Raw genomic sequence first — 26,041 nt, 5'->3', positions numbered from 1 at the left:
TTCTGGTGGGCTGGGTTTTGTTTATAAGACACAGCCGCCGCCGCCGCGCACCCCCGACCTGGCCCTGGAGCGATCCGCCGAGCGCACCGCCAAGGCGGCAGCGCGCGGCGGAGGCCGTCCTCCGGTGCGGCTGCGGGCGCTGGACGGACTGCGCCTGCTCGCCGCGCTCATGGTGGCCGCGTACCACTACGGCGGCCGCGACGGTGAGATAACCCGGGCGTGGGGCTCCTCGCCCCGCGCCCAGTTCCCCACCCTCTCCAGCTACTTCGCCTACGGCTGTCTGGGCGTCCAGATCTTCTTCGTCATCAGCGGCTTCGTCATCTGCATGAGCGGATGGGGACGGCCGCTGCGCTCGTTCTTCGCCTCGCGCGTCTCCCGCCTCTACCCCGCCTACTGGGTCGCGATCATCCTGGTGACCGGCGTCTTCGCACTGCCCTGGGTCGCCTACAAGGCGGTGTCGCCCAGCGACGCGCTGGTCAACCTCACCATGCTGCAGCAGCCGCTCGGGGTGGACCGGGTGCTGGGCGTGTGCTGGACGCTGTGGGCGGAACTGCGCTTCTACGCCCTCTTCGCGCTGTTCGTGGTGCTCCCGGGCGCGACCCGGCACCGCGTGGTGCTCTTCTGCGCCGTCTGGACACTGGGCTCGGCGTTCGCCGAGGCATCGGACCTGCCGCTGCTGAACGTGGTCCTGATGCCGGAGTACTCCTCGTACTTCATCGGCGGCATGGGCATCTATCTGCTCCACCGCTTCGGCCATGACGCCCTGGCCTGGGGCATCATCGGGATCAGCTTCCTGATCGGCCAGCACTACGCGATCCGCGACCTGTGGCACCCGGCCAACATCGACGCCTTCTCCTACCGGTCGGCCACCGGCATCATCGCCGTCGTCGCCTTCGGCTATGTGGCGGTCACGCTGATCGCGCTGGGCAAGCTGAACTGGGCCAACTGGCGCTGGCTGACCGTGGCGGGCGCCCTGACCTACCCCTTCTACCTCGTCCATGAGCATCTGGGCTGGGTGGTCGTCTGGGTACTCCACCAGAAGCTGGGCATCCCCTCCTACGGGACGTTCGCCCTGGCCGTGCTGGTGATGCTGGGCCTCGCCTGGTTGCTCTACCGGTTCATCGAGCAGCGGTTCACCCCGATGATCAAGCGTTCGCTGAGCACGGCCCGACTGTAAGGGCGCGGCGCGCTCTCAGGGGCTCCCCGGGCTCCCCTCGCCTGTTTCGGCGGCGAGGGGAGCCCTACGCGTTCCGCTGGGACAGCACCTGATCGATGACATGGCGGGCGTTGGCCGCCATCGCCGGATTCGTCTCGCGGTAGTACGGCAGCTGGATGAGCGCCATGCTCAGGGCCCAGCCCCGGCCCCGCACCCAGGTGGCGTCATCCACGCCGAGCGCGGCGCGGAAGTCCCCCCGCACCGACGCCGGGAGCAGATTCCAGGCCGGGATCAGATCGCAGGCGGGATCGCCCACCCCGGCGGTCCCGAAGTCGATGACCGCGCTCAGCCGCCCGTCCGCGACCAGCAGATTGCCCGGCATCAGATCCGAGTGCACCCACACCGGCGGCCCGTCCCAGCCGGGCGCCGCCAGCGCCTCCTCCCACGCCGCGGTGGCCGCGACGGTGTCGACCGTGCCCGCTGGTCCGCGCAGCAGGCCGATCGCGGTACGGGTCTCCTCGTCCACCTCCCACAGCGGTCCGCCCCGGTACGCGGGCGGCCCGTCCGCGGGCTCGATCGCGCGCAGCGCGACGATGAACTCCACGAGGTCGGCGGCGAGTGCTCCGGGCCGGGCCACCCGCCCCTCCCGCGGGTTCTCCCCGTCCAGCCAGCGGTGCACGGTCCACGGCCAGGGAAAGCCGTCGCCCGGCGCGCCCTTGCCGAGCACCGCGGGGATGGCGACCGGCAGCGCGGGGGCGAGCCGGGGCAGCCAGTGGTGCTCCCGCTCCACGTCCCCGGCGCCGCCCGCGATCCTCGGCAGCCGTACGGCGAGGTCGTCGCCGAGCCGGAACAGGGCGTTGACGGTGCCCGACGAGGCGAACCGTTCGATGGGTAGCTCCGCCCACCGGGGGAACTGCGCGGCGAGCAGCCGCCGTACGAGAGCCTCGTCGATGGGCCGTTCGTCGGCGTGCATCGTGCTCGCGCTCATCGGCGCCCTCCTGCGTGAGTCGTGTGGGACACGCGACCACTACGCGTCAGGGGAGGGCATGACGGCAACCGAATTTGCGCCCGGCGGGCGTCAGGGGCGCCCGGCAGATGGTGACGCCTGGGGCGGGCTGTCCCCCTCCCCGCCCCTTCCCGCAGCACCGATATGCGGCTCCGCCGCGCGGTGGGGCTCCGCCCCAGCCCCCGGGGTCCTGACCGGTGGGCTGATCGCGGCCGACGGCCAGCTCGTCGACCCCGGGGCCCAGAGGCGGAGCGAACCCAGGGCTCCGCCCCAGACCCCAGCCGGACAACCAGGACGCGCGCGACCAACCACCACGCCCGCGCACCAACCGCGACCAAACCGCCAGTGCAGGTGTTCACGGCGCGACAGCCGACTCGTCAACCCCCGGGGTCCAGGGGCGAAGCCCCGGGTTACGGGAAGGGGCGCGGCGAGCCAATCCAGCACCTCCGGCGATTGAGGAGCGGGGGCGGGGGCGGAGCCCCGGTTTCGGGAAGGGGCGGGGTTGGGGAAGGCATCGATTTGCGGCTCCGCCGCGTGGTCCGCCGGACACCCCGTCGGGCCTGTCCGGGCTCAGAGCCAGCGCGGGGCGTCGGCGCCCAGGCGGCCGGGTGGGCGGGCCCAGTCCAGCGGGCCGTCCGGGGTGGCGATCGGCGAGCGGGCGTGGTGCAGCGTTCCCAGGTCGGAGGCGGTTTCGGCCAGCCAGGGCGCGGGATCATACGCGGGGCCGTCCACCGGGGCGGCCGGGGCGATGCCGTGGGTCAGCCAGGACGCGGTGCCCGCGAGGGAGAGCCGCAGATGGCGTCCGCCGCCGGTCTCCTGGCGCTCCGTCAGCGCCCGTAGCACCGCCGCCGCCAGCAGATAGCCGGTGCCGTGGTCGAGCGCCTGGGCGGGCAACGCACCGGGGCGATCGTCGGTGTCCGCCTCGATCGCGGCGATGCCGGTGGCCGCCTGGACCAGGCTGTCGAAACCACGCCGCCCGGCCCAGGGCCCGGACCAGCCCCATGCGCACAGTTGGGCCACGACCAGCCCGGGGTGGCGCTCCAGCAGGGCGTCCGGGGCGAGCCCGAAGCGGTCGAGCGCACCGGGGCGGTAGCCGGTGACCAGCACATCGGCGTCGGCGAGCAGCGCCTCGAAGGTCCGGCGGTCCTCGGGCGCGGCGAGGTCGAGTGCGGCGGAGCGCTTGCCGAAGCCGGTGTCGGCGTGGGCGTCCGGGTCCTCGGGCAGCCGGGGGGAGTCGATACGCAGCACGTCGGCGCCGAGCAGGGCCAGGGTGCGGGTGGCCACCGGTCCGGCGATGACCCGGGTCAGATCGAGCACGCGCACGCCACTTGCGGGCAGCACGCCACTCGCGGACAACGCCCCGCTCGCGGACAGCCCGCCCTTCGCGGGCACCCCGCCGTTCGCGGGCACCCTTTCGCTCGCGGGCAACGCACTCGCGGGCCCCGCGCTCACGGGCAACGCCCCGCTCGCGGGCACCCCACCGTTCACGCGCTGGAGCGCTTCCCGGAGGCGGCGTGGGGCGGCCTCCCCGACCTGCCGGGACTCGATCAACGGCAGTGCGGCCAGCGGGATCTCGCTCTCGCCGGGCTCCGCCACGGCCACGGCCAAACCGCCCGCCGCGTAGACGGTCTCCTGGATCGCGCGGGCGGGGCGGGCCGCGAGCGCCTCCCCCAGCTCGTCCGGCCCGCTGTCGCCGGGCAGGCCGAGGGCGGTGAGCAGCCGGGTGCGGTGGTGCGGGTAGTTGGCGTGCGTACGGACCCACCCGCCGGCCGCGCGCCAGATGCCGGACAGCGGTGCGAAGTTGGTGGGCTTCCGGCCGTCGATCCGCAGGTGCCGTTCGCTGACGAACGCGGTGGCGACGGCGCCCTCGTCGACCCGTACCGCCGGAACGGCCCCGCCTGAGCGCCGCGCGCCCAGTTCGGCGGCGGCCAGCGAGCACACGGCCACGGTGGCGCGGGCCAGCTCGGCCACGGGTAGCCGGGCGGGCAGTCCGCCGTTCACCGTGCGGTACGTCACCTGCTCCAGCAGCGCCGGGTCGCCGCCGAGGGCGGCCCAGGCGTGGGCGGTGGCCGCGTCCCGCGTGTCCCGTGGTGGTGCGTCGCTCCTCGTCATGCGCTCATTGTGCGCCGGGGCGCCTGAGCGCCCTGCGGCGAGGCCCGGCGAGGGCCCGCCGAGTGCCCGGCGAGTGCCCCGCCCCCTCCTCCTGGTCGGGGACGGAGAGGGCGGGCCGTGCGAGGTGGGTGGCGGGCCGGTTCGGCGCTCGCGCTACGCGGGGCTCGCGCTACGCGGCGCCCGCCCTACGCGAGGCTCGCGCTATGCGGCGCCCGCCTGCCGGTAGAGGCCGAGGGCCTCGTTGCCCAGCGTCGGGTGGTATTCGTTCGTGCCCGCGCTGACGCTGATGTTGCCGATCAGATAGCCCGCGCCGCCGGAGAAGTCGGCGAGGAAGCCGCCGCCACTCGACCCTCCGGTCTGGACGCAGTCGATGCCCCACATCGTGGAGCCGGGGCGACCCGCGTCGGCGAACTCATTGCCCTCGCAGTGGTTCAGCCGTTCGCCGTTGCCCTCGGCGGCGGAGCCTCCGTAGCCGAAGGAGTGGACGTGGCGGCCGGTCTGCGAGTTGAAGGCGATGCCCTGGGCGCCCACGGTGTCGGCCAGGGTGCGGCCGTTCAGCGTGTTCATCACGGCGTAGGCGTAGTCCCAGTTGGCGTTGCCCCGGGTGGACACGTACTGGGCGTCCCAGAAGAGGCGGCGGGCGGCGAAGGTGCCGTAGGGGCGGTTGCCGCCTGCGTAGCCGGGGATGAAGACCCAGTTGCGGTAGCCGGTGCCGGTGGCCGCGTCCACGGTGCAGTGGCCGGCGGTGAGCACGACGGACTTGTTGTCGCTGTTGGCGACGGTGGCGGAGCAGGCGAAGGTGCCGCCGGAGGCGTTCTGGAAGAAGACCTTGCCCGCCGTGGTGCTGATCAGGCCGCCGCCGGTCCAGGCGGTGGGGGACGCGGCCCGGGGCGCGGGCGCGGAGACGGGGGCGGTGGGGCCCGGGAGCGGGGGCACGGTCACCCGCTCCCCCGTGGTGGGCGCGGGGTCCGCGAGCTTCGCGGTGCGGGCGGCGGGCAGGGTGGTGACGTCCTGGGCGGTGCGCAGCCGTTCCGCCGTCCAGAAGCGGACGGCGGCGCGCTGCTCCTCGGTGGAGACGGAGGTTCCCTGAGCAGGGTGGGACGGGGCGAGGGTGGCGGCGTGGGCGGCGGTTCCGGCGGTCCAGCTGAGGGTGGCGAGGGTGAGGGCGCTGAATAAGGTGGCGACACGTCTCATGCGGTCGGCTCCAAGTCCGTTGGAGGTGCCCGAGAGCGCCGGACAACGTTGTCTGACGCTTTGTCGCCGGTAGGGTGCCACGACTGGTCCAGACCTGCCATGAGGCCGGACGTCACAATTAGGGATCCCCCTAGCGCACGTGCGACGCGCCCCAATACCGCAACAGTGCGTGTTGTGGGTGCCGGTCCGGGCCCCACCGGAAGCACCGGAAGGGCCCGGAACACCGCAAGGGCCAGGAACGCCGGGGCGCCGTAAGTGCCAGGAACGCCGGAAGCGCCGTAAGTGTCAGGAGCGCCGAACCTCAGTTCCCCACGCCGAGCCCGGACATGAACACGGCCGGGTATCGGTCGCCGCGCGCCGCGCCCAGGGGCACCGCCTTCTCGATCTCGGCGAAGTCGTCCGCGGCGAGCTCCAGCTCGATCGCGGGCAGCGCCTCGGCAAGCCGTTCACGGCTACGCGCGCCGATCAGCGGCACGATCTCCTCGCCCTGCGCGGCCACCCAGGCGATGGCGAGCTGGGCGACGGTGCACCCCTTCGTCTCGGCCACCCGGCGCAGGGCCTCCACCAGGGCGAGGTTGTGTTCCACGTTCCCGCTCGCGAACCGTGGGCTGAAGGCGCGGCCGTCGCCGGGGCCGCCGGTGTGGCCGGGGGACCAGTGCCCGGAGATGAGACCACGGCCGAGGACGCCGTACGCGGTCAGGCCGATGCCCAGCTCCCGCAGCGTGGGCAGAACCTCCGCCTCCACCGCACGGGAGATCAGCGAGTACTCGATCTGCAGATCGGCCACCGGGTGCACGGCGTGTGCCCGGCGGATCGTCGCGGCGTCGACCTCCGAGAGGCCGAGGTGGCGCACGTACCCCGCGTCGATCATCTCCTTGATCGCGCCCACCGTCTCCTCGATGGGCACCGCCGGGTCGAGCCGGGCCGGGCGGTAGATGTCGATGTGATCGGTGCCCAGCCGGTTCAGCGAGTAGGCGAGGAAGTTCTTCACCGCCTCGGGCCGGCCGTCGGTCCCGCCGAATTCGTTGCCCGGCCCCCGCAGCATGCCGAACTTCACGCTCAGCTGGTAGCTGTCCCGGTCCCGGCCGCGCAACGCCTCGGCCAGCAGCAGTTCGTTGTGGCCCATGGCGTAGAAGTCACCGGTGTCGATCAGTGAGACGCCCGCGTCCAGCGCGGCGTGCACGGTGGCGATGCTCTCCGCACGGTCGGCCTCGCCGTAGGCGCCCGACATGCCCATCGCGCCCAGACCCAGCGCGGAGACGGCCGGACCGGTGCTGCCCAGGGTTCGTGTCTGCATCGTGTTCTCCTCACGTCGTCGATCCGCCCCCCACTCTGTGCTCCCGCCGCGACGTACGGGAGCGGAGCGTTCATCCAGGGAGCGGCGCTCCCTGGATCGGCTCGTCCGCCGCGAGCGACCATGAGGGGATGCAACGTGAGCAGCTCGCCGACTTCCTGCGCCGCCGCCGTGAGGCGATCCTCCCGGCCGAGGTCGGTATCGCCGAGGGCCCGCGTCGCCGCACTACCGGACTGCGCCGGGAAGAGGTGGCCATGCTCGCCGGGGTGTCGGTGGACTACGTCGTACGCATGGAGCAGGGCCGCAGCAGTCAGCCCTCGCCCCAGCTGCTCGGGGCGCTGGCCCGCGCGCTGCGTCTGTCCGACGACGAGCGCGACCATCTGTTCCACCTCGTCGGGCACCGGCCCCCGCCCGCCGACGGGGCGGCCCGGCTGGCCCGCGCCGGTCTGATGCGCATGCTCGACCTGATCGGCGACACTCCGGCCCTGGTCCTGTCCGACCTGGGTGAGGTGCTCGCCCAGAACCGGATGGGCATCCTGCTGGCGGGCGACCACAGCGGCTTCACCGGCGACCGGCGCTATACGGCCTACCGCTGGTTCACCGACCCCGCCGCCCGCGCCGTCCACCCGCCCGAGGAGCGGGAGCGCTACGCCCGCAGCATCGTGGCCGACCTGCGCGCGGCCGTCGGCCGTCACTCCGGCGACCCCACGGTCACCGGACTCGTCGACCGGTTGCGGGCCGCGAGCGCCGACTTCCGCCGGCTCTGGGCCGAGCACGAGGTGGCGGTCCGGCGCGTCGACCGCAAGACCGTGCTGCACCCGAGGGTGGGGCGGCTGGTGATGGACTGCGAGACCCTCGTCACCCCCGACCTGGGCCAGCAGTTGCTGGTGCTCACCCCGGCGGACGCCGAGACCCGCGAGCGGCTGGACCTGCTGCGGGTGCTCGGCATCGAGGAATTCCCCGCGGGGGAGGCGGGCCCGTCCGTGCGGTGAGGCGGGCCGCCGCGAAGGGGAGGCCCTGCCTGACCGTGGTGCGGTGGTGCGGTGGTGCGGTGTTGCGGTGGTGCGGTGTTGCGGTGTTGCGGTGTTGCGGTGTTGCGGTACTAACGCGAGGCCGCCGGGGCCAGGGTCGCCTCGATGCCCGCCACGATGGCCCGCAACCCCTCCTCGAAGCGCGCCTCGTAGTCCTGGAACAGGTCCGAACTCACCGCCGCCGCCAGCGGATACCCCTCGGCGGCCATGCGCTCCTCGCGCTCCTCGACGTCGTAGCCGGGGTTCCGCTCCCCCGGCCGGGGCTCGACCGACTGCTCCTCGATCACAAAGCCGAGCGTGAAGCTGTACGCGATGAACGAGGCGCGGGCGGCGGCGCTCGGGGTGAAGCCCGCCGTGACGAAGGTGCGCAGGTGGTCCTCCTGCGGCCCGGCGTGGTCGGTGCCGGTGAACCGGCTGCCGCTGAAGACCTTCGCGCCGTCGCGGTAGCCGAGCAGCGCCCGGCGCAGGGCGCGGTGGACGTGGACGAGCCGCTCCTGCCAGGTGACGTCGCCGAGGTCGCCGTACGCCTCGAACATGCGCCGGTACATGGCGGTGCTCATCGCGTCGAGCAGCGCCTGCTTGTTCTTGAAATGCCAGTACAGGGCGGGGGCCTGGACGTTCAGCTCCTTGGCGATGCGGCGCAGGGTCAGCCCTTCGAGACCCACGTCGTTCAGCAGCCGCAGGGCGGTGTCCACCACGAGGGTTTGATCGAGTCGCGTCGTCGCCATCCGGTCATTCTCCCCGCTCATGAGGGGTTCCTTGACAACTTAACACCGTTAAGGGCACGCTCTCCAGTATGGAACTTAACAACGTTAAGGACGTGCTGAAGGACGTACTGATCGTCGGAGCCGGTCCGTCCGGCCTCACCCTCGCCATCGACCTGGCCCGGCGCGGGGTGCGGGCCCGGGTCGTCGAGCGCGGCGAAGCGCTGTTCCCGGGCTCACGCGGCAAGGGGCTCCAGCCCCGCACCCAGGAGGTCTTCGACGACCTCGGGGTCAGCGACGCCGTACGGAAGGCGGGCGGCCCGTACCCGCCGATGCTGGGATGGCGGGACGGGCAGCCGCTCGGGACGTTCCAGATGATCGAGCGCACCGATCCGGCGCCGGACCGGCCGTACCACGAGATCTGGATGCTGCCGCAGTGGCGGACGGTGGAGATCCTTTACGCGCGCCTCCGGGAGCTGGGCGGCGGCGTCGAGTTCGGCACCGAGCTCACCGGCCTGGAGCAGGACGCGGACGGCGTCACCGCACACCTCTCGTACGCCGATGGCTCGGCGGGGACCGCACGCGCCGCGTACCTCGTGGCGGCCGACGGCGGCCGCAGCACCGTCCGGAAGCGGCTCGGCATCGGCATGACGGGCGAGACGATCGACCCGGCCCCGACGCTGATCGCGGACGCGGTGATCGACGGTGACGCGGGGATCAACGGCGACGCGGGGATCGACGGCGCGGAGCGCGGCCTGGGCCGCGACCACTGGCACGTATGGCAGCACGCGAAGGGCGGCGCCATCGCGCTGTGCCCGCTCCCCGGGACCGACCAGTTCCAGGTCGCCGCGCAGTACGACGCCCCGGACGCGGTCCCCGACACCTCCCCCGAGGCCGTCCGCCAACTGATCGCCGACCGCACCCACCTCGCCGCCTCCGACGTGCGCGAGGTGCGGTGGGCCTCGACGTTCACCCCACGCGCGGCGATGGCCGACCGCTTCCGCGCGGACCGGGTCTTCCTGATCGGCGACGCCGCGCACATCCACTCCCCGGCGGGCGGCCAGGGCCTCAACACCAGCGTCCAGGACGCGTACAACCTGGGCTGGAAGCTCGGGCAGGTGCTGCGGCACGGCGCGGACCCGGCCCTGCTCGACAGCTACGAGGCCGAACGCCTGCCGATCGCGGCGGGGGTCCTCGGCATCAGCACCCGCATCCACCGAGCGCACCGCTCGGGCGACGCGGAGGGACGGCGCCGCACAAGCGAGGTCCACCAGCTGGGCCTGTCCTACCGGGAGGGCCCGCTGGCCGTGGACGAACGAAACGGCCGGGACGGCCGGAGCGACCAGGACGAGCGGGCCCACCGGACCGACCAGGGCCACCGAAACGACCAGGCCGACCGAGGTCACCGAAACGACCAGGCCGACCGAGGTCACCGAAACGACCGGGCCGACCGGACCCACCCGGGCCCGGTGGGAGCCGGTGACCGCGCCCCGGACGCGCCGTGCGCCCTCCCCGACGGAACGCCCGTCCGGCTCTTCGACGTCCTGCGCGGCCCGCACTTCACCCTGCTGATCCTCGGCGACGCGGCACCGCCCGCGCCGGACGCCGACTTCGGGGGCCTGGCCCCGACGCTGGGGGCATCCGGATGCGTGCGCACGATCAGGGCAGGCGGCCCGGCCGCCGACCTCCTGGACCCGGAGGGCCACCTCACCACCACCTACGGCCCCGCCCCGGCCCTCTTCCTCATCCGCCCGGACGGCTACGTCTGCTGGGCAGCGGACGGCGCCCGGGTACGCCCCCTGCACACGCGCTGAGCGAGCCCAGGGTCGGTCCCGCTGGCGGATCTTTCCCCTCCCCGCCCCTTCCCGCAACCAGGGGCTTCGCCCCTGGACCCCGGGGCCGACGAGCTGACCGTCGCCGCCGTGAACACCTGCACCAGCGACCTGATCACATGCACCAGCGACCTGATCGCAATCGGCACGCCGACCCGGCGGATGACCGGACGGACACCCGCACACATCCGGCCCGCCCGGCCGGAGTCTGAGACAAAGCCCCAATTTCGCTCCCCCCTCGACCCCGGCACCGACGAGCCGACCGTCGCCCGCGATCAGCTCACCGGCCGGGGCGCCGACCGCGTCACCTGCGACGCGGCCGGGGTCTGGGGCGGAGCCCCACCGCGCGGCGGAGCCGCATATCGATACTGCGGGAAGGGGCGGGGAGGGGAACAGCCCCGCCGCAGGCGTCCCGTCACCCCGTGAATGGCAGGGCGGTCCCGCGCGCATCCGGGTTGTCCGGCCAGGGCCTGAGGCGGAGCCCCACCACGCGGCGGAGCCGCATATCGATACTGCGGGAAGGGGCGGGGAGGGGAACAGCCCGCCGCAGGCGCCACGACCCGCCACGACCCGCCGGGCACCGCCACGACCCGCCACGACCCGCCGGGCACCGCCCGGCTTACGCGAAGTCCAGCAGGACCTTGCACGACTGGCTGCGGTCGGCGGCCAAGGCGAACGCCTCCGCCGCCTCCTCCACCGGCCGGACCCCACTGATCAGCGCGTCGAACGACGGCTCAGCCGCCAGCAGCCGCAGCGCGTCGTCGAACTCGGCGTGGAAGCGCAACGCGCCCCGCAGTTCGATCTCCCGGGCGACCAGCACGTTCCCGGCGAACGGGCTCTGCCCGGGGGGCAGCATGCCGAGTTGGACGACGACCCCACCGCGCCGCACCCTCCGCAGGCAGGTGTCGAGCCCGGCGGCCACGCCGGATGCCTCGATGGCGACGTCCATCTCGTCCGAGGGCCAGTTGGGGTCGTCCGGGTCGTCGGCCCGTACGCACGCGGTCGCTCCGGCCGCCGCCGCGAACTCCAGGGCGCGCGGGAGCAGATCGGTCGCGGTGATGGTCGCGGCGCCCGCCGCGCGGGCTGCCGCGATGGTGAGGCAGCCGATCGGACCGGCGCCGGTGACCAGCACATGACGGCCCTTTACGGCGCCCGCCCGCCGCACCGCGTGCAGCGCGACGGACAGCGGTTCGGCGAGCGCGGCCCGGCGCGGGTCGAGCCCGTCGGGCAGGGCGCGCAGTTGCGCCGCCGGGACGGTGACGCGGGAGGCGAAGCCGCCCTGGACGTGGGGGAAGCGCGCGGCGCTGCCCAGGTAGCGGGTGTCGCGGCAGACGTTGGCGCGGCCGTCGGCGCACTCGGGGCACACCTCGCACGGCGTGGCCGGGTGTACGGCGACCGGGGTGCCGATCGCGGGCCCGGTCGCGCCCTCGCCGTACGCCACCACCGTGCCGACGACTTCGTGCCCCAGCACCATCGGCTCCTGGAGCCGGAAGTCGCCCACCCCACCGTGCCGGTGGTAGTGGAGATCCGATCCGCAGATCCCGCCGTAGCGGATCGCCACGAGCGCCTGCCCCGGCGCCGGTTCCGGCTCCGGGAGTTCCTCGACCCGCAGATCACCCTGCCCGTGGATCACACAGCCCAATACCATCCGCCCAGCCTCCTCAAGCTCACCTGGTGTCCCAGCGTTCACAACACGCTCGTCATGCCGCCGTCTACGTACAGCACCTGTCCGCTCACGAAGTCCGCCGCCGGGGACGCGAGATACAGCAGCGCCCCGATCAGGTCCTCGGTGCGGCCCCAGCGCCCGGCCGGGGTCCGCCCGCGCACCCAGGCGCTGAATTCCTCGTCCTCGACCAGCGGCCGGGTCAGCTCGGTCTCGATGTAGCCGGGGCCGAGCCCGTTGACCTGGATTCCGTATTGGCCCCAGTCCGCGCACATGCCCTTGGTGAGCATCTTCAGCGCGCCCTTGGTCGCCGAGTAGGGCGCGATGCCGGGGCGGACCACCTCGCTCTGGAGGGAGCAGATGTTGACGATCTTGCCGTGGCCGCGTGCGGTCATCCGCCGGGCGGCCTCCCGGCCCACCAGGAAGGCGCTGGTGAGGTTGGTGTCCAGGATCTGCCGCCAGGCTTCGTCGGTGAACTCCAGCAGCGGCGCCCGGTTCTGCATTCCGGCGTTGTTGACCAGGATGTCGAGCGGGCCCACCCGCTCCTCGACATCGGCGATACCGGCGGCAACGGCCGGGCCGTCGGTGACGTCGAACGCGGCGGTGTGCACCCCCACAGCCCCCGCAGTCCCCGCAGCCCCCGCGACCCCGGGCCCGACGCCGCCGGGCCCGACGCCGCCGAGTTCGGCGGCGGCCTTCTCCAGGGCCTGCGGATCGCGCCCGTTGAGCACCACCGTGCAGCCGGCCTCCACGAGCCCCTTCGCGAGGGCGTGGCCGATGCCCCGGCTGGAGCCGGTGATCAGCGCGGTGCGGCCCGCGATGTCGAAGAGCGGATGTGTCGTCATGGCGTGGGTACCTCTCCGGTTCTCAAGTCACTCCGGTTCTCAAGTCACCAGTTCCTAGATCACCAGTGACAGCAGCAGGACGAAGACGAGCCCGACGACGGAGATGATCGTCTCCATCACCGACCAGGTCCGCACGGTCTGCCCGACGCTCATCCCGAAGTACTCCTTGACCAGCCAGAATCCCGCGTCGTTGACATGGCTGAAGAAGAGCGACCCGGCGCCGATGGACAGCACCAGCAGCGCCACATGCGTGCTGGACATATCGGCGGCGAGCGGGGTCATCAGCCCGGCGGCCGAGATCGTGGCCACCGTCGCCGAGCCGGTGGCGAGCCGGATGGCGACCGCGATCAGCCAGGCGAGGAGCAGCGCGGAGACGTTCCAGTCCTCCGAGATGTCCATGATCATCTTGCCGACGCCGATGTCGATGAGGGTCTGCTTGAAGCCGCCGCCCGCGGCGACGATCAGCAGCATCCCGGCGATCGGGGCCAGCGAGTGCTCGACGGTGGAGGAGATCCGGTCCCGGGTGAAGCCCGCGGGGCGGCCCAGCGTGAACATGCCCACGAGCACCGCCGCCAGCAGCGCGATCAGGGGGTTGCCGATGACGTCGGCGACCCGCTGGACGCCGTCCTCCGGGTCGTCCACGACGATGTCGACCAGTGCCTTGATCAGCATCAGCACGACGGGCAGCAGCACGGTGAACACGGTGACGCCGAATCCGGGGCGCCGCTCCAGCTCCTCCGACGGGCGCGTGGGCATCAGCCGGTCGGGCGGGGTGACGTCGACCCAGCGGGCGGCGACGCGCGAGAAGACCGGGCCCGCGATGATCGCGGTGGGGATGGCGATGAGGACGCCGAGCGCCAGGGTGATCCCCAGGTCGGCGTGGACCGCGTCGATCGCGGCGAGCGGGCCGGGGTGCGGCGGCACCAGACCGTGCATCACGGACAGGCCGGCGAGCGCCGGGATGCCGATCCGCATCAGGGAGAAGTTGCCGCGCTTGGCGACCAGCAGCACCACCGGGATCATCAGCACCATGCCGACCTCGAAGAAGAGCGGCAGTCCGATGATCCCCGCGATCAGCACCATGGCCCAGGGCATCGTCCGGTTGTTGGCCCTGGCGAGGATCGTGTCGACGATCTGGTCGGCGCCGCCGGAGTCGGCAAGCAGCTTGCCGAGGATCGCGCCGAGGGCGATCAGCACGCCGACGCCCGCGACGGTCGACCCGAGACCGGCCGAGAAGCTGGTGATGACCTTGTCGAGCGGGGCTCCCGCGACGGCGCCGAGCGCCAGGGAGCCGATCGTCAGCGACAGAAACGCGTGCAGCTTGGTCTGGGTGATGAGCAGGACGAGAACGGCTATGCCGACGAGGACGGCTATGCCGAGCTGTGCGTGACCGGCCGACGTGATCGGGTCGACGGTGTCCGCTGCCAGCATCTCGGCGCTGAGTCTGGTCACGGCGGGTTTCCTAACGTGCGTTACTGGTGTTCGAGCCGCCGCAGTTCGGCGGCGGCCCGCTCGGTGATGACCTCGGGTTCGGGGGAGATGTCCACGGCGACGCCGTACTCGTCCGGCTGGAGCGGTTCGAGCGTGGCGAGCTGGGAGTCGAGCAGGTCCCCGGAGAAGAAGTGGCCCTTGCGCTCCTTCATCCGCTCGGCGATCCGCTCGCGGTCGCCGGTCAGATGGAGGAAGACGATGCCGGGGGCGGCGGACCGCAGCCGGTCGCGGTACATCCGCTTGAGCGCGGAGCAGCTCACCACTCCCCCGCCCTCGGCGTGGTCGTGGGCCCAGGCACCGATGGCGTCCAGCCAGGGGCGTCGGTCGTCGTCGTCCAGCGGGGTCCCGGCCGACATCTTGGCGATGTTGGCCGGCGGGTGGAAGTCGTCGGCCTCGGCGTACGGGACGCCGAGCTCCTCCGCCAGCAGAGGGCCGATCGTGGTCTTGCCCGTTCCGGACACTCCCATGACCACGACAACCTGGGGGGCGTGCATGTGTGTGAAACCTCGCTGTCTTCTTCGACCTCGGCGCCGCCGGACACTCAACCCCACAGATACGACGTATTCAAGAGTCCGTGACTTAAAAGTCATACTTATTTGTGGGACGGGTGGCCGCGTAGGCTGAGCGCATGGACGAACAGGGGCCCGAGGGCCGTGGTCAGAGGCCCAGGAGCCGGGGGCTGCACGACCGCGTCCTGGAATCCCTGGGCCCCGCGATCACCGCGGGCGACTACCCACCCGGCACGGTGCTGCGCACGGACGAACTGGAGCGGCGGTACGACGTCTCCCGCACGGTCGTCCGGGAGGCGGTGCGGGTCCTGGAGTCCATGCACCTGGTGGAGTCCCGCCGCCGGGTCGGGGTGACCGTGCGCCCCACCGAGGAGTGGGACGTCTTCGACCCCCAGATCATCCGCTGGCGCCTGGCCGGACCCGACCGCCCCCGCCAGCTCCGCTCCCTCACCGCCCTACGCTCGGCCATCGAGCCCGCCGCCGCCGGGCTGGCCGCCGAGCACGCCACGCCGGAGCAGTGCGCCGAACTCACCGAGCACGCGCTCAACATGGTGGCCACCTCGCGCGGCCAGCAGCTCCCCGCGTATCTGGTCCACGACGTGGCCTTCCACCGCGTCATCCTGCGCGCCTCGGGCAATGAGATGTTCGCCCGCCTCGGCGACGTCGTCGCGGAGGTCCTCACCGGCCGCACCCAGCACCGCGTCATGTTCAGCGACCCCGACCCGGAGGCGGTCACCCTCCACGTCCGGGTGGCCGAAGCGGTCCGCGCGGGCGACGCGGAGGCGGCGGAGCGCTATACGAAGGAGATCACCGTGGGCGCGCTGCGGGAGCTGGACATCCTGGCGCCGTAAGGACGGCGGGGTCCGCACCTGGAGTGCCGGCCGTCTGTTGAGTGCGGGTTTCGCTTTGCGCCTTCGGCGCCTTTGAGCAGGGGGCGGGGCGCGGGGGCGCGGGCTACGTCGCCGGGCGCCGGGGCTGCGGGGGGTGGGCGCCGGTGGCGGCCTGGGCCCCGGCCGCGGAAGCCGCCGCCGGGCCCCTCGCCCCACGAGTTGGACCCTGGCGCCCCGAGCCCGCCCGCCCGGGTCAGATCTGGTTCTCACCCCCGTCGACGTAGAAGTTGGCGCCAAGGATGAAGCCGCTCTGCTCGGAGGCGAGGAACGCCACCAGTCCGGCGACCTCCTCCGGGCGTCCCATCCGGCCGATCGCGGTGGTCGTGGCGAGGTGTGCCTTGAAGTCGGCCGCGTTGTCCTCGCCGGCGAGGGCCGTGATTGCCGGAGTGTCGATCGGGCCCGGCGAGACCGCGTTGACCCGGATGCCACGGCCCTTGAGCTCGTTGGCCCAGGTCCGCGCGAAGGACCGGATCGCGGCCTTGGACGCCGCGTACGCGCCGAACGCCTCCGTGCCGTTGTCGGCGGCGGTGGAGGCGTTCAGGATCACCGAGGCGCCGTCGTTGAGCAGCGGCAGCGCCTTCTGCACGGTGAACACCGTGCCCCGCACATTGACCGCCAAGGTCCGGTCGAGGTGTTCCTCGGTGACCTCCTCCAGCGTGGCGAAGTCGGCGGTCGCCGCGTTCGCGAAGACGACGTCCAGGCCCCGCCCCCGGGCGCGGACCGCGCCGTAGAGCCGGTCCAGGTCGGCCAGGTTGGTGACGTCACCCGCCACCGCGGTGGCCCCCGCCGGGCCGATGGCCTCGACGGCCGCGTCCAGCTCGGCCTTCCGTCGGCCGGTGATGAACACATGCGCGCCCTCGGCCGCCAGCCGTACAGCGGTGGCCAGGCCGATCCCGGTGCCGCCGCCAGTGATGACGGCGGTCTTGCCCTCAAGCTGTCCCATAACAATGACCTCCCCAAATTTCGGTACCGTTCGGTACTGAAGTTGAGCGTAGCGCACTTCTGCACCGATCGATACTGAAGAGGTATGCTCGACGGCATGAAGACGCGGCAGCAGGCACCGATCGGCCGACCGAGGGGTTTCGACACCGACGAGGCCCTCGAGCGCGCCATGCGGGTCTTCTGGGAGCAGGGCTACGAAGGCGCCAGCCTCACCGACCTGACCAGCGCCATGGGCATCACTCGCACCAGCATGTACGCGGCCTTCGGCAACAAGGAGGAGCTGTTCCGCAAGGCCCTGGAGCGCTACTCCGAGGGCCCCGCCGCCTACGCGGACCGGGCCATGCGGGAGACGACCGCCCGGCAGGTGGCCACCGCGTTCCTCCACGGCTCCGTCCGGGCCAACACCCGCCCCGGCTGCCCCGCCGGATGCCTCGGCGTCCAGGGCTCCCTCGCCGCGGGCGACCCCGGACGCAGCGCCCGCGACGCCCTCATCGCCTGGCGCAACGAGGGCACGGCCCGCCTCCGCGACCGGTTCCGGCGGGCCGTCGACGAAGGCGACCTGCCACCGGACACCGACCCCGGAGTGCTCGCCCGCTACCTCATGACCGTGGCGAACGGCCTGGCCGTCCAAGCGGCCAGCGGCGCCACACAGGAGGAGCTGCAGCAGGTGGCCGACGTGGCGCTGCGCAACTGGCCGCCCGCGCCCTGAGCCTGCCCGAGGGCGGTTCCGATGTCAGCGGGGAGTCGCGAAGACGTTGCGTTCCGCGAGGTCCGGGAGAAGGCGCGCGGCCGCCCGGAAGTCCGCGTCGTCGTGCAACACGACGAGCCCGTGGTGTGCGGCCGTCGCGCAGATCAGCCAGTCGACGGCGGACAGACTCTGATGCTGCCCCCGTTGGGCCAGCCGGTACTGGCCGGTCTCGATCCACTTCCAGGCGCTCTTCGGGACGGAGACGTCCGGGAACAGATCCGCGAACATCTCCGTCATCCCTTCGTACTCGTCCAGACCACGCGCCGACTGCCGGAACTCCGTGCGCTGCGGAGCGCACGAGCCGATGGCCCCCTCGTCCAGCTCATGACCCCATAGATCGTTGAGCTTGCGGTCACGCTGGAGACGCCAGACGGCCGTGGAGTCGGCGAGGTAGCGGATCACGGTCAGGCCGCACCCTTCTCCGTACGCTCAGAGCCGCCCTTCTCGGCCGCGTGACGCTGCCAGAACCCTTCCTCGTCCCACTGCTGCGCCTGCTCCAGGTGGCGCAGACGCGCCTCGGTGCGCGCCCGGCGTTCGGCGTACTCGCGGAGGGCCATGTTGACCATCTCCTTCTTGGTCTTGGCGCCGGACAGCCGCATGGCCTCCGCGAGGGCGTCGTCGTCGATGTCGATCTGAGTGGCAGACACCGGAACCTCCAAGGGATGGGCTACATACAAAGATAGTCGATGTCGCATACAAAGCGCAGGCGATGCGGGCATCGATGCGGCTTCAAGACATCACCAGATGTCCGGTGCCGGGATCGCCCGGCTGAAGTCGCCACCACACAGTGCATCGCTGGGGATCGACCAGTGCATCCAGCCGCCGTCGCCGCCGATCCACCACTCGTCCTGCCCGGACAACTGAAGCAAGTGCTGGTATTGGCTCGAATCCTCGCCGTCCGGCAGCGTCGGCGAGGATCCCGTGGGGAACAGCGGCCAGCCGAAGGCCAGGTCGTCGGCGTGGAGCGCGTACGGCTGGTCCGACCAGCCGGGGAGCAGATCGGTGATGTCGTAAAGGGGCATGTCGTCGACCACGGATCCCAAGTCGACCGTGTCCCAGGCCGGGTCGAATGTGTCGGGGAAGGCGAACCCGGGTGACGCCGCCCAAGCGACCGGCTCGAAGACGCTCGACCGGGCCGGTGCGTCCGTCTCGACGGCGTGGGCGGAACGGGCCGGGACGACCGCCCCCAGCCGCGGGTCCATGAGGTCCAACTTGAGTGACAGTTCAAGGGCGGCGGGATCGCACCGCTCCGATTCGGAGTCGAGCGAGAAGAAGTTCAGCAGGCCCGTCCCGGCGGGGAGCAGGCCACCGAGCCAGGGGGCCAGGGCGTCGGTGTCGAGGACGGCGAGCAGGCTCAGCGGTACGCCTTCACAGTCGGGCCACGGCGTGCCCGGCTCGAGCATCGCCCGGCCACCGAATCGACTGTGCCCGGTCGCCTCGCCCGGCCTGGCTTCGGTGAGCTCGAAACCGGGCCGGGCGAGACGTACGAGGCGCGCGGCCAAGGTGGCGCCGAGTCGCTCGGCGCAGAAGCCGTGCAGGGCGGGAAACGTAGCCTCAGGATCCATCCGGGAAGTCAAACACCCACCTGTGACAGGCGGGACGACTCAGGTCCCGATCTCCGCCCACACCGCCTTGCCGATCAGCTCGGGTACGACGCCCCACCGGTCGGCCAACTCCTCGACCAGCGACAGCCCGTGCCCACACTCGCGCGGCGCATCGGGCTCGGGGGCCGGGCGCACGGTCGGCATACGTTCGACGCGGGCGTCCCGCACCTCGATACGGAGCGGGCCTGTCCGTCGGCGTCGGGTGGGAGGTGGACCCGTATGGAGGACGAGGAAAGCGGCGCGGTCCTGAGGACGGTCGGCCGCCAGATCAAGTTGTGGCGGGAAGCGGCTGGGTTGAAGCAGGCGGAGTTGGGGGCGGCGATCGGATACGGCGAGGAACAAGTTTCGACCGTCGAACGGGCCCGGCGCATCCCCAGCCCGGAGTTCCTGGACAACGCGGATCAGGTTCTGGGCGCGAGCGGGAAAATCGCCGCTGAGTCGAGAGGAGAACTGCGGTCTCGAAGGTCCGTTCCGGCTGCTCCGACTCAAGGACGGGGCGACGATTGCGCTGACCGAGAGGGGGCCTGGCGGGTCTTGGCGCCTGCGGCGGGCTGATCCCCTCCCCGCCCCTACCCGCGGCGGGCCACCGGCTGATCATTCCGCAGTCGCTCGAAGAGCCACTTCGCCCGCTTCTCGTCCCACTTCAGCGCGTCGCCCTTGGACGTCGCGATCCCACGACCAGCCACGGGGACGTTCAACCGGTTGCCGTTGCCGCCCGCGACAAGCTTCATCGCCTTGAACAACGACATCAGCGTCCGCAGATCCGTGTCCTTGTCCACGATGAGCGTGTCCAGGCCCGCGCCGACGGTCGGCAGGGACTTCCAAGGGACGAAGACCTGGTCCGGCTGCGCGGCCCGCTTCGCCAGCGCGGACAGGAACTTCTGCTGGTTCTGACTGCGGCCGAGGTCACCGTTGGCCTCCTGGTGGCGCTGCCGGACGAAGGCCAGGGCCTGGCGGCCGTCCAGCGTCTGGCAGCCCGCCTTCAGATCGGCGCCCGACTTCTTGTCCTTGACGGGCTTGTCGAGGCACATCCGGACGCCGCCAACGGAGTTGACCACGTTGACGAAGCCCGCGAAACCGATCTCCGCGTAGTGGTCGATCCGCAGCCCGGTGTTGTGCTCGATGGTCCGCACCAGCAGTTCGGGACCGCCCAGCGAGAACGCCGCGTTGAGCTTGTTTTTCGAGGGCCCGGGACGCTTACCGGTCATGGGGTAGGTGAACGGCGGGAGGGTCACCCATGAGTCACGCGGCAGGCTCACCATCGTGGCGCCGTGGGCGCCGGTGTGCAGCACCATCATCGAGTCGGTGCGGCGGCCCTCGGCCGAGCCGGTGTGGAGGTTCTTCTTGTCGTCCTGGGAGAGGCCGTCACGGCTGTCGGAGCCCACGATGAGGTAGTTGGTGCCCTTACCCTGCGCGGGGCGGTCCTCGACCTTGGCCAGGTCGACGTCGTTGTTCAGCTGGGACCAAGCCCAGCCGTACGTGGAGGCGGCCCCGACCAGGACCACCGCGAGCAGGACGACCACCGTGCGCCGCAGCCGCCGGGGCCACCGGCGGCCGGGGGTCGGCTCGTCGGCGCCGTCGTCCTCGTCACGCGGCCGGTACGGGTCCGGCGGTATTCGGTGGCGCGACGCCAAAGGCTCATGGCGCGACGCCAAAGGCTCATGGCGCGACGCCAACGGCTCGTGGCGCGACGCCAACGGCTGCGGGTCGCCGCCCGGCCAGGGGTTCTCGCCCGGCCACGGGCCGTTACCCGGCCACGAGCCCTCACTTGGCCATGGGTTCGACATGCTTCTCCAACCCCCGCTCACTTGGACAGACTCTGGCGCCCGGCCCCGGCCGGTTCGACGATCCGCTGTTCCCCGGCGGAGCCGCTCCGCTGCATGCGGTGCCAGCGCAGCCGGGTGCCGAACAGGGCGCTGACCACGGACTGGATGATCACGAGGTACATGAGCTGCCGGTAGACGACGAGCTGGAAGGGCATCGCCCACAGCGCCCGCAGCCGTTCCTTGTCCAGCCGCAGCGCGTATGCGGCGCCGAGCAGCTGCACCACGAGGAAGACGAGCCACACCCCGATCGACTCCACGGGATCGGCGAACGCCACGCCGTACAGAGCGAAGACGTCCACGATGGGGGCGAGCAGCGGCAGCACCACCTGGAAGAGGAAAAGGTAGGGCAGTGCTCGGCGGGCGAAGCGTCCGGCCGGGCCAACCTCGCGGAGGGCGCGGCGGTGCTTCCACATGGCCTGGAGCGTGCCGTAGCACCAGCGGTACCGCTGCCGCCACAGCTGGCTCAGCGAGGTGGGCACCTCGGTCCAGGCGATCGCGGACTCCTCGTACACCACCCGCCAACCGGCCCGCCACAGGGCCATCGTGAGGTCGGTGTCCTCGGCGAGAGTGGCCTCGCTGACCCCGCCGACGCCCATCAGCGCGTCCCGCCGGAAGGCGCCGATCGCGCCGGGCACGGTCGGCATGCACTCCAGCACCTCGTACATCCGGCGGTCGAGGTTGAAGCCGAAGACGTACTCCAGGTGCTGCCATCTGCCCAGCAGCCGACGGCGATTGCCCACCTTGGTGTTGCCGCTCACCGCGCCGATGGCCGGGTGGGCGAGCGGCTGGATGAGCTGGTGGATGGCCTCCGGTTCGAAGACGGTGTCGGCGTCGACCATCACCACGATGTCGTACTGGGCGTGGACCAGGCCGGTGTTGAGGGCGGCCGCCTTGCCCGCGTTGGGCTGGCGGATCACCGAGACGCGAGGATCGTCGATCCAGGTGGCGAGGTCCGCGGTCTGGTCGGTCGAGCCGTCGTCGATCACGATGATCTGAAGCCATCGGTGGGTGGAGGCGAGCAGTGACCGCACGGTGGTCTCGATGCCCGCCTCCTCGTTGTACGCGGGGACGAGTACCGTCACCGGCTCGTTCACCTCGCGCAACCAGGGCGAGCCGGGCCGGAAGCGATGCAGCCGCCGGACATGGGCCCGCGCGAAGAAGACGAGCAGCACCAGCCGCAGCAGGGCCAGCGCGCCCGCGATGAGGAGCACCCAGGTCATGGCCTGGACGAAGCCGTGCCCGATGGACTGGACCTGGATCAGCGCCTGGCCCTGCAACTCGCCGACGGTGGAGGCGGGGGTGTTGACCGGGGCCCGGCCGAGCCCCTCGGACACCGTCGTGTACTTCTCGATCTTCCGGTTCCTGAAGAGCTTCTTGATCTCGCTGTAGGCGCTGTCCGTCTGGCTGTACTGCTGGACGACGCCCCGCTCCGGCTTCCGATCCGGCCGGTCGGCCGCGACCAGCAGATACCCCTGCTCGGCGGCGCGCCGGGCGGCCGTCCACTCGCCGCCGCACATCGTGTCGGCCTGGGTGGTGAGCGGGAGCCGCAGCAGTTTGGTGGTGGTCCCCGCGCTGCCCGCCAGTGCCGTCTGGGTCAGGGACAGCTCCAGCCGGGTGCGCACCCCGGAAGCCGCGCCCAGGTCGGAGCCGGTGTAGGTGAGCGAGCCGATCTCATGGCCCGCGTCGCGGATCTGTCGCACCAGCTCGGGGTGGCGGGCCACCTGGGCGCCGGAGAGGAAGAACGTGGCGTGCGCGTGGTGCGTGCGCAGCAGGTCCAGCAGGCGTGGGGTCCATACCGGGTCGGGTCCCCCGTCGAAGGTGAGGGCGACGGTGCGGGCCGGCATGCCGGCCGTCTGCACCCTGCCGCCGTCGATGCGCACCACCGGTTTCCCGGTGTCGGCGGCCTTCGGGATGGGACTCGTACAGGGGTGGCGCGTGGGCTGGGAGGCGACCTCATGAGTCACCCAACCATCGAACACCAGTGCGGCGGCGACCGCGGAGACGACGACGATCAGCAACAGCCAGTGGCCGCGCGGATCGGGACGGTGTGCGTGCCGGGGGCTCACCAGGAGCCGCCCCTGATGGATGCGGCGGCGGCAAGGGGGACGCCCACCCCGGTGCCGTGGGAGTCCGCGCCGGACCAGAGCCGTGCGGTCGGGGCCGTACCGGTGGACCAGGGCCTCGCGATGGGGGCGCTGCCGTTGGTGGACCGCTCGGCGGTCTTCGGCGGCTCCTGACCCTCCTGCCACAGCACGCCGCACAGGGCGGCCACGAGCAGCAACAGATAACCGACGCAGGCACAGCCGACAGCCAGCGCCGCCAGCGCCAGAAGCCGTCTCCGGCCCCCGGAGGCATTGACGAATATCTGACCCGTCTGTTTTCTTCGCCGACGCTTTCCGGTCACCCTCTTCACCATGTGGCGGAAGTGTAGCGATGCGTTCGCACACGTGTGACCACGCGAGATGGCGCCCTCCCCGTTACCGGAGGTAGTCGTGACCTGGCCTTTCTCCCTCAAGCCGGTATGTCTGAAAAGTGCGAGAGAAGGCTCACTGCGGGCCGGGGTGGGACACCTGGGGCCACTGCTCGTACCATCGCAGATCGGCCTCCAGCTGGGCCGCCAGCGAGATGAGCATGGGCTCGCTGGCGGCCGGGCCGAGGAACTGGGCGCCGAGGGGCAGCGTGCGGTGCTCGGGGTCGGCGAACCCGGCGGGCACGTTCATCGCGGGCCAGCCCAGCACGTTCCACGGCCAGGCGTACGGACACGCCGCGATCATGGCCCGATCCGTACGCCACCCGGACAGACCGGCCATGGCCCCGATCCGCAGCGGCGGCGTGGCCGTCGTCGGGGAGAGGACCACGTCGAAACGCTCGAAGATCGCCCCGACCTGGCGCCGCAGCGGCTCCTCGTACGACCGCGCCCACCGCAGCGCGGCGCCGCCCAGCAGGCGGCCGTTGCGGACGGCGCCGCGGGTGCGGATGTCCAGCAGCAGCGGATCGGGGACCCGGGCGGACCATTCGGTGAGCCCGGCCGTGGCGCGCGGCAGGAAGGAGAAGCCCACGAGCCCGTAGCGCGGCTCGGCCTCCACCACCTCGTGGCCGAGGGCCGCCAGCCGCTCGGCGAGCCGGACGACGGCGGCCCGCACCACCGGGTCCAGCCTCTTCGGCGTGCCGGTGAACGCCGTCTTGAACGACAGGGCGATCCGCAGCCGCCCCGGGTCGCGGCCCACCGCCGACAGCACGTCCACCGGCTCGGGGCAGTGCAGATCCCCCTTGCGGTTGCCGGTCGCGACATGCAGCAGCAGCGCCGCGTCGGCGACCGTACGGGCCAGCGGGCCATTGCAGGTGATGCCGTTGAAGGCCTCGGCGTCCGGCCAGGTGGAGATCCGGCCGCGCTGCGGCTTGATGCCGATGAGATGCGTCCAGGCGGCGGGGATACGGACCGAACCCGCGCCGTCCGAGCCGAGCGCGGCGGGGACCAGACCGGCGGCGACGGCGGCCGCGCCGCCGCCGGAGGAGCCGCCGGGGGTGTGCTCCGGACTCCAGGGGTTGCGGGTGTCGCCGAAGGCGGGGCCCTCGGTGAACGGCCACTGGCCCAGCTCGGGGGTGTTGGTCTTGCCGACGATCACGGCCCCGGCCGCCTTCAGCCGCCGTACCGCCTCGCCGTCCTCGGCCTTGGCGGGGAAGTCGCCGCAGCAGCCGAAGGCGGTCGGCTCGCCCGCCACGTCCGTATCGTCCTTGACCGCGAGCGGGACACCGAGCAGCGGCAGCCGCTCCCCCGCCGCCAGCCGCCGGTCCGCCTCGGCGGCCTCGCGCAGGGCGGCCTCGGCCCGGATGCGGCGGAACGCGTTGAGCGTGGGCTGGGTCTCGGCGATGCGCTGGAGCGACTGCTCGACCAGGGCACGGGAGGTCACCTCGCCCCCGGCCAGGGCGCGGATCTGCTCGCCCAGACCCTTGGGAATGACGCTGGTCACCGTGGACCTCCTCGGGTGAGTTCGGCCACTCCCCCTTTACCCCAGGTGGCCGCTCTGCGCACCCTGGGCAACGGTGATGACCCTCTTCATCACATTCATCACGATCATCGCTGAGCACAGAGGACACCCGCATGACCGACATCGCGGCGCGCCGCACCGGCCTCCACGCCCGCACCGGAGGCCCCTCCGACGGCGAGGACCACCTGTTGGAGCATCTGCTCGGCTGGTCGCTCGTCGTCGTCCTCGCATTGCTCACCACGCAGCTGGGCCTGTTCTGAGTCACACCCTTCTGGTCCAGCGCACTGCACCGCACCGTATGCTATAGTGGACCGCATGACGTTCGACGCCACTGCCTGGCTGGAATCCGCCACCATCGACCCCGCCGTACTCGCCCTGCGCCCCGACTACCGGGCGCTGCTCATCACCGCCGAGGGGCTGCGCCCCGGGCCCAGCGACGAGCTCAGCGAGCGGCTCCTGGCCGACGCCGAATCGGCGGCGCGGGAGCGGTTCGGGGACGGGCCGGTGGAGGAGCATCCGCATCTGGCCGCCTGGCGCGAGGCGTTCCGCGCCTTCGGCGCGAAGCCACAGCGCACCCGGCCCAGCGCGGAGGCCCTGCTGCGGCGGCTGTCCGCCGGGCTGCCCCGGGTGGACCGGCTGACCGACATCTACAACGCGATCTCGGTCGGACATGTGATCCCGCTGGGCGGCGAGGACCTCGACCACTACATGGGCGCGGCCCGGCTGGTGCGCGCCGAGGGCGACGAGACCTTCGAGACGACGGCCGGGGGCGACCCCGTGGTCGAGCACCCGGCGCCCGGCGAGGTGGTGTGGCGGGACGACGCGGGCGCCACCTGCCGCCGCTGGAACTGGCGCCAGTGCACCCGCACCCGCCTCACCCATGACACCACCCGGGCGATGTTCGTCCTGGACGCGCTGGGGCCGATGGACGACACCGCGCTGAAGACGGCCGGTGACCAGCTGATGGAGGCGCTGACGGAGGCGAGTCCGGGGGTGACGATCGCTTCGCGGCTGCTGGGCGGGGCGTAGCGGGGCCGTTGGTGCGGCGGGTCCGGCGGGTCTTTCCCCTCCCCGCCCCTTCCCGACACCTGACGATATGCGGCTCCGCCGCGTGGGGGGCTCCGCCCCTGGACCCCGGGACCCGGGGCAGAGCCCCGGACACCCTCTGGCGCGCCGCGCCCCGGCCGCGGTGGCACGCCCTCACC

At 72.2% G+C, this 26,041-nt stretch carries 25 protein-coding genes and 1 pseudogene; 8 read left to right on the top strand and 18 right to left on the bottom strand.

What is annotated here, in order from left to right; translation table 11 throughout:
• Window positions 1-64: 64 nt before the first annotated feature.
• Window positions 65-1,177 (top strand): acyltransferase family protein, encoded by a 1,113-nt coding sequence (locus tag ACFXB5_RS40205; protein ID WP_385218088.1) that lies wholly within the window; start codon window positions 65-67, stop codon window positions 1,175-1,177.
• Between the two features lie 64 nt (window positions 1,178-1,241).
• Here the strand turns inward: ACFXB5_RS40205 and ACFXB5_RS40200 are convergent, their stop codons facing one another.
• The 4 genes from ACFXB5_RS40200 to ACFXB5_RS40185 form a co-directional block, all read right to left on the bottom strand.
• Window positions 1,242-2,144 (bottom strand): aminoglycoside phosphotransferase family protein, encoded by a 903-nt coding sequence (locus tag ACFXB5_RS40200; RefSeq protein ID WP_385218085.1) that lies wholly within the window; start codon window positions 2,142-2,144, stop codon window positions 1,242-1,244.
• A 588-nt stretch (window positions 2,145-2,732) separates the two neighbouring features.
• Entirely contained in the window at window positions 2,733-4,274 is a 1,542-nt protein-coding gene (locus ACFXB5_RS40195) for a CoA transferase (protein WP_385218082.1), read from the bottom strand.
• 201 nt (window positions 4,275-4,475) lie between these two features.
• Complete coding sequence (locus ACFXB5_RS40190; protein WP_385218081.1) at window positions 4,476-5,468, bottom strand: hypothetical protein; 993 nt, start codon at window positions 5,466-5,468, stop codon at window positions 4,476-4,478.
• Window positions 5,469-5,769: 301 nt separating this feature from the next.
• Window positions 5,770-6,765, bottom strand: coding sequence for an aldo/keto reductase (locus ACFXB5_RS40185; RefSeq protein WP_385218078.1), 996 nt, complete (start codon window positions 6,763-6,765; stop codon window positions 5,770-5,772).
• Between the two features lie 128 nt (window positions 6,766-6,893).
• Here ACFXB5_RS40185 and ACFXB5_RS40180 point away from each other — a divergent pair, with 128 nt between their 5' ends.
• Window positions 6,894-7,754: a helix-turn-helix transcriptional regulator gene (locus ACFXB5_RS40180; protein ID WP_385218075.1), complete on the top strand. Its 861-nt coding sequence runs from the start codon at window positions 6,894-6,896 to the stop codon at window positions 7,752-7,754.
• A 110-nt stretch (window positions 7,755-7,864) separates the two neighbouring features.
• On the opposite strand, the gene ACFXB5_RS40175 is transcribed toward ACFXB5_RS40180, so the two are convergent.
• Window positions 7,865-8,542 (bottom strand): TetR/AcrR family transcriptional regulator C-terminal domain-containing protein, encoded by a 678-nt coding sequence (locus ACFXB5_RS40175; protein ID WP_385218074.1) that lies wholly within the window; start codon window positions 8,540-8,542, stop codon window positions 7,865-7,867.
• Between the two features lie 47 nt (window positions 8,543-8,589).
• Between ACFXB5_RS40175 and ACFXB5_RS40170 the strand changes: the two genes are divergently transcribed.
• Complete coding sequence (locus ACFXB5_RS40170) at window positions 8,590-10,311, top strand: FAD-dependent monooxygenase (protein WP_385218071.1); 1,722 nt, start codon at window positions 8,590-8,592, stop codon at window positions 10,309-10,311.
• A gap of 637 nt (window positions 10,312-10,948) precedes the next feature.
• Here ACFXB5_RS40170 and ACFXB5_RS40165 read toward each other — a convergent pair.
• Genes ACFXB5_RS40165 through ACFXB5_RS40150 form a run of 4 tightly spaced genes read right to left on the bottom strand, consistent with a single transcriptional unit; the run spans window position 10,949 to window position 14,822 of the window.
• Complete coding sequence (locus ACFXB5_RS40165) at window positions 10,949-11,977, bottom strand: L-idonate 5-dehydrogenase (protein ID WP_385218069.1); 1,029 nt, start codon at window positions 11,975-11,977, stop codon at window positions 10,949-10,951.
• A 38-nt stretch (window positions 11,978-12,015) separates the two neighbouring features.
• Window positions 12,016-12,837: an SDR family oxidoreductase gene (locus ACFXB5_RS40160; protein ID WP_385218066.1), complete on the bottom strand. Its 822-nt coding sequence runs from the start codon at window positions 12,835-12,837 to the stop codon at window positions 12,016-12,018.
• 54 nt (window positions 12,838-12,891) lie between these two features.
• Window positions 12,892-14,289: a gluconate:H+ symporter gene (locus ACFXB5_RS40155; protein WP_385218063.1), complete on the bottom strand. Its 1,398-nt coding sequence runs from the start codon at window positions 14,287-14,289 to the stop codon at window positions 12,892-12,894.
• Between the two features lie 20 nt (window positions 14,290-14,309).
• Window positions 14,310-14,822 carry a gluconokinase gene (locus ACFXB5_RS40150; protein WP_385218061.1) on the bottom strand — a complete coding sequence of 171 codons (513 nt, stop codon included), beginning with the start codon at window positions 14,820-14,822 and terminating at the stop codon, window positions 14,310-14,312.
• Between the two features lie 134 nt (window positions 14,823-14,956).
• On the opposite strand from ACFXB5_RS40150, the gene ACFXB5_RS40145 reads away from it, so the two are divergent.
• A complete protein-coding gene (locus ACFXB5_RS40145) occupies window positions 14,957-15,688 on the top strand; it encodes a FadR/GntR family transcriptional regulator (RefSeq protein ID WP_385218059.1) in 732 nt (243 codons plus the stop codon).
• A gap of 232 nt (window positions 15,689-15,920) precedes the next feature.
• On the opposite strand, the gene ACFXB5_RS40140 is transcribed toward ACFXB5_RS40145, so the two are convergent.
• Window positions 15,921-16,670 carry an SDR family NAD(P)-dependent oxidoreductase gene (locus ACFXB5_RS40140; RefSeq protein WP_385218056.1) on the bottom strand — a complete coding sequence of 250 codons (750 nt, stop codon included), beginning with the start codon at window positions 16,668-16,670 and terminating at the stop codon, window positions 15,921-15,923.
• Window positions 16,671-16,766: 96 nt separating this feature from the next.
• On the opposite strand from ACFXB5_RS40140, the gene ACFXB5_RS40135 reads away from it, so the two are divergent.
• A complete protein-coding gene (locus ACFXB5_RS40135; RefSeq protein WP_385218053.1) occupies window positions 16,767-17,378 on the top strand; it encodes a TetR/AcrR family transcriptional regulator in 612 nt (203 codons plus the stop codon).
• A 24-nt stretch (window positions 17,379-17,402) separates the two neighbouring features.
• Here the strand turns inward: ACFXB5_RS40135 and ACFXB5_RS40130 are convergent, their stop codons facing one another.
• From ACFXB5_RS40130 to ACFXB5_RS40115, 4 genes are all read right to left on the bottom strand, one after another.
• Window positions 17,403-17,819 carry a PIN domain-containing protein gene (locus ACFXB5_RS40130; protein ID WP_385218051.1) on the bottom strand — a complete coding sequence of 139 codons (417 nt, stop codon included), beginning with the start codon at window positions 17,817-17,819 and terminating at the stop codon, window positions 17,403-17,405.
• Between the two features lie 2 nt (window positions 17,820-17,821).
• Complete coding sequence (locus ACFXB5_RS40125; RefSeq protein WP_385218048.1) at window positions 17,822-18,064, bottom strand: type II toxin-antitoxin system VapB family antitoxin; 243 nt, start codon at window positions 18,062-18,064, stop codon at window positions 17,822-17,824.
• A gap of 90 nt (window positions 18,065-18,154) precedes the next feature.
• On the bottom strand, window positions 18,155-18,982 hold the full coding sequence (locus ACFXB5_RS40120; RefSeq protein WP_385218047.1) for a DUF1963 domain-containing protein: 828 nt from the start codon (window positions 18,980-18,982) through the stop codon (window positions 18,155-18,157).
• Between the two features lie 39 nt (window positions 18,983-19,021).
• A complete protein-coding gene (locus ACFXB5_RS40115; protein ID WP_385218045.1) occupies window positions 19,022-19,165 on the bottom strand; it encodes an ATP-binding protein in 144 nt (47 codons plus the stop codon).
• Between the two features lie 75 nt (window positions 19,166-19,240).
• Between ACFXB5_RS40115 and ACFXB5_RS40110 the strand changes: the two are divergent.
• Window positions 19,241-19,456 (top strand): annotated as a pseudogene (locus tag ACFXB5_RS40110) (multiprotein-bridging factor 1 family protein); the annotation flags it as partial.
• A 134-nt stretch (window positions 19,457-19,590) separates the two neighbouring features.
• On the opposite strand, the gene ACFXB5_RS40105 reads toward ACFXB5_RS40110, so the two are convergent.
• The 4 genes from ACFXB5_RS40105 to ACFXB5_RS40090 form a co-directional block, all read right to left on the bottom strand.
• Complete coding sequence (locus ACFXB5_RS40105) at window positions 19,591-20,655, bottom strand: LCP family protein (RefSeq protein WP_385218042.1); 1,065 nt, start codon at window positions 20,653-20,655, stop codon at window positions 19,591-19,593.
• Window positions 20,656-20,825: 170 nt separating this feature from the next.
• A complete protein-coding gene (locus ACFXB5_RS40100; RefSeq protein WP_385218040.1) occupies window positions 20,826-22,913 on the bottom strand; it encodes a bifunctional polysaccharide deacetylase/glycosyltransferase family 2 protein in 2,088 nt (695 codons plus the stop codon).
• Window positions 22,910-23,263, bottom strand: coding sequence for a hypothetical protein (locus ACFXB5_RS40095; protein ID WP_385218038.1), 354 nt, complete (start codon window positions 23,261-23,263; stop codon window positions 22,910-22,912). The genes ACFXB5_RS40100 and ACFXB5_RS40095 overlap by 4 nt, the downstream gene beginning before the upstream one ends.
• Before the next feature lie 130 nt (window positions 23,264-23,393).
• Window positions 23,394-24,818 (bottom strand): amidase, encoded by a 1,425-nt coding sequence (locus ACFXB5_RS40090; RefSeq protein ID WP_385218035.1) that lies wholly within the window; start codon window positions 24,816-24,818, stop codon window positions 23,394-23,396.
• Window positions 24,819-24,949: 131 nt separating this feature from the next.
• Here ACFXB5_RS40090 and ACFXB5_RS40085 point away from each other — a divergent pair, with 131 nt between their 5' ends.
• Window positions 24,950-25,096 carry an SCO1431 family membrane protein gene (locus ACFXB5_RS40085; protein WP_210945648.1) on the top strand — a complete coding sequence of 49 codons (147 nt, stop codon included), beginning with the start codon at window positions 24,950-24,952 and terminating at the stop codon, window positions 25,094-25,096.
• Between the two features lie 55 nt (window positions 25,097-25,151).
• Window positions 25,152-25,865 carry a B3/4 domain-containing protein gene (locus ACFXB5_RS40080; protein ID WP_385218032.1) on the top strand — a complete coding sequence of 238 codons (714 nt, stop codon included), beginning with the start codon at window positions 25,152-25,154 and terminating at the stop codon, window positions 25,863-25,865.
• Window positions 25,866-26,041: the final 176 nt, after the last annotated feature.

The organism is Streptomyces sp. NPDC059455 (assembly GCF_042750115.1).
In the GTDB taxonomy this organism is placed as follows: Bacteria; Actinomycetota; Actinomycetes; order Streptomycetales; family Streptomycetaceae; genus Streptomyces; species Streptomyces endocoffeicus.
The sequence above is the reverse complement of the archived record's forward strand: the minus strand, read 5'-3'. Positions and strand labels throughout refer to the sequence as shown.

What these genes read in the sequence shown, in the direction of transcription:
- ACFXB5_RS40140 (WP_385218056.1), bottom strand. Translation starts at nt 16,670, where the DNA reads ATGGGACAGCTTGAGGGCAAGACCGCCGTCATCACTGGCGGCGGCACC.
- ACFXB5_RS40195 (WP_385218082.1), bottom strand. Translation starts at nt 4,274, where the DNA reads ATGACGAGGAGCGACGCACCACCACGGGACACGCGGGACGCGGCCACC.
- ACFXB5_RS40150 (WP_385218061.1), bottom strand. Translation starts at nt 14,822, where the DNA reads ATGCACGCCCCCCAGGTTGTCGTGGTCATGGGAGTGTCCGGAACGGGC.
- ACFXB5_RS40175 (WP_385218074.1), bottom strand. Translation starts at nt 8,542, where the DNA reads ATGAGCGGGGAGAATGACCGGATGGCGACGACGCGACTCGATCAAACC.
- ACFXB5_RS40080 (WP_385218032.1), top strand. Translation starts at nt 25,152, where the DNA reads ATGACGTTCGACGCCACTGCCTGGCTGGAATCCGCCACCATCGACCCC.
- ACFXB5_RS40200 (WP_385218085.1), bottom strand. Translation starts at nt 2,144, where the DNA reads ATGAGCGCGAGCACGATGCACGCCGACGAACGGCCCATCGACGAGGCT.
- ACFXB5_RS40185 (WP_385218078.1), bottom strand. Translation starts at nt 6,765, where the DNA reads ATGCAGACACGAACCCTGGGCAGCACCGGTCCGGCCGTCTCCGCGCTG.
- ACFXB5_RS40145 (WP_385218059.1), top strand. Translation starts at nt 14,957, where the DNA reads ATGGACGAACAGGGGCCCGAGGGCCGTGGTCAGAGGCCCAGGAGCCGG.
- ACFXB5_RS40190 (WP_385218081.1), bottom strand. Translation starts at nt 5,468, where the DNA reads ATGAGACGTGTCGCCACCTTATTCAGCGCCCTCACCCTCGCCACCCTC.
- ACFXB5_RS40160 (WP_385218066.1), bottom strand. Translation starts at nt 12,837, where the DNA reads ATGACGACACATCCGCTCTTCGACATCGCGGGCCGCACCGCGCTGATC.
- ACFXB5_RS40085 (WP_210945648.1), top strand. Translation starts at nt 24,950, where the DNA reads ATGACCGACATCGCGGCGCGCCGCACCGGCCTCCACGCCCGCACCGGA.
- ACFXB5_RS40120 (WP_385218047.1), bottom strand. Translation starts at nt 18,982, where the DNA reads ATGGATCCTGAGGCTACGTTTCCCGCCCTGCACGGCTTCTGCGCCGAG.
- ACFXB5_RS40180 (WP_385218075.1), top strand. Translation starts at nt 6,894, where the DNA reads ATGCAACGTGAGCAGCTCGCCGACTTCCTGCGCCGCCGCCGTGAGGCG.
- ACFXB5_RS40165 (WP_385218069.1), bottom strand. Translation starts at nt 11,977, where the DNA reads ATGGTATTGGGCTGTGTGATCCACGGGCAGGGTGATCTGCGGGTCGAG.
- ACFXB5_RS40095 (WP_385218038.1), bottom strand. Translation starts at nt 23,263, where the DNA reads ATGGTGAAGAGGGTGACCGGAAAGCGTCGGCGAAGAAAACAGACGGGT.
- ACFXB5_RS40135 (WP_385218053.1), top strand. Translation starts at nt 16,767, where the DNA reads ATGAAGACGCGGCAGCAGGCACCGATCGGCCGACCGAGGGGTTTCGAC.
- ACFXB5_RS40170 (WP_385218071.1), top strand. Translation starts at nt 8,590, where the DNA reads ATGGAACTTAACAACGTTAAGGACGTGCTGAAGGACGTACTGATCGTC.
- ACFXB5_RS40115 (WP_385218045.1), bottom strand. Translation starts at nt 19,165, where the DNA reads ATGCCGACCGTGCGCCCGGCCCCCGAGCCCGATGCGCCGCGCGAGTGT.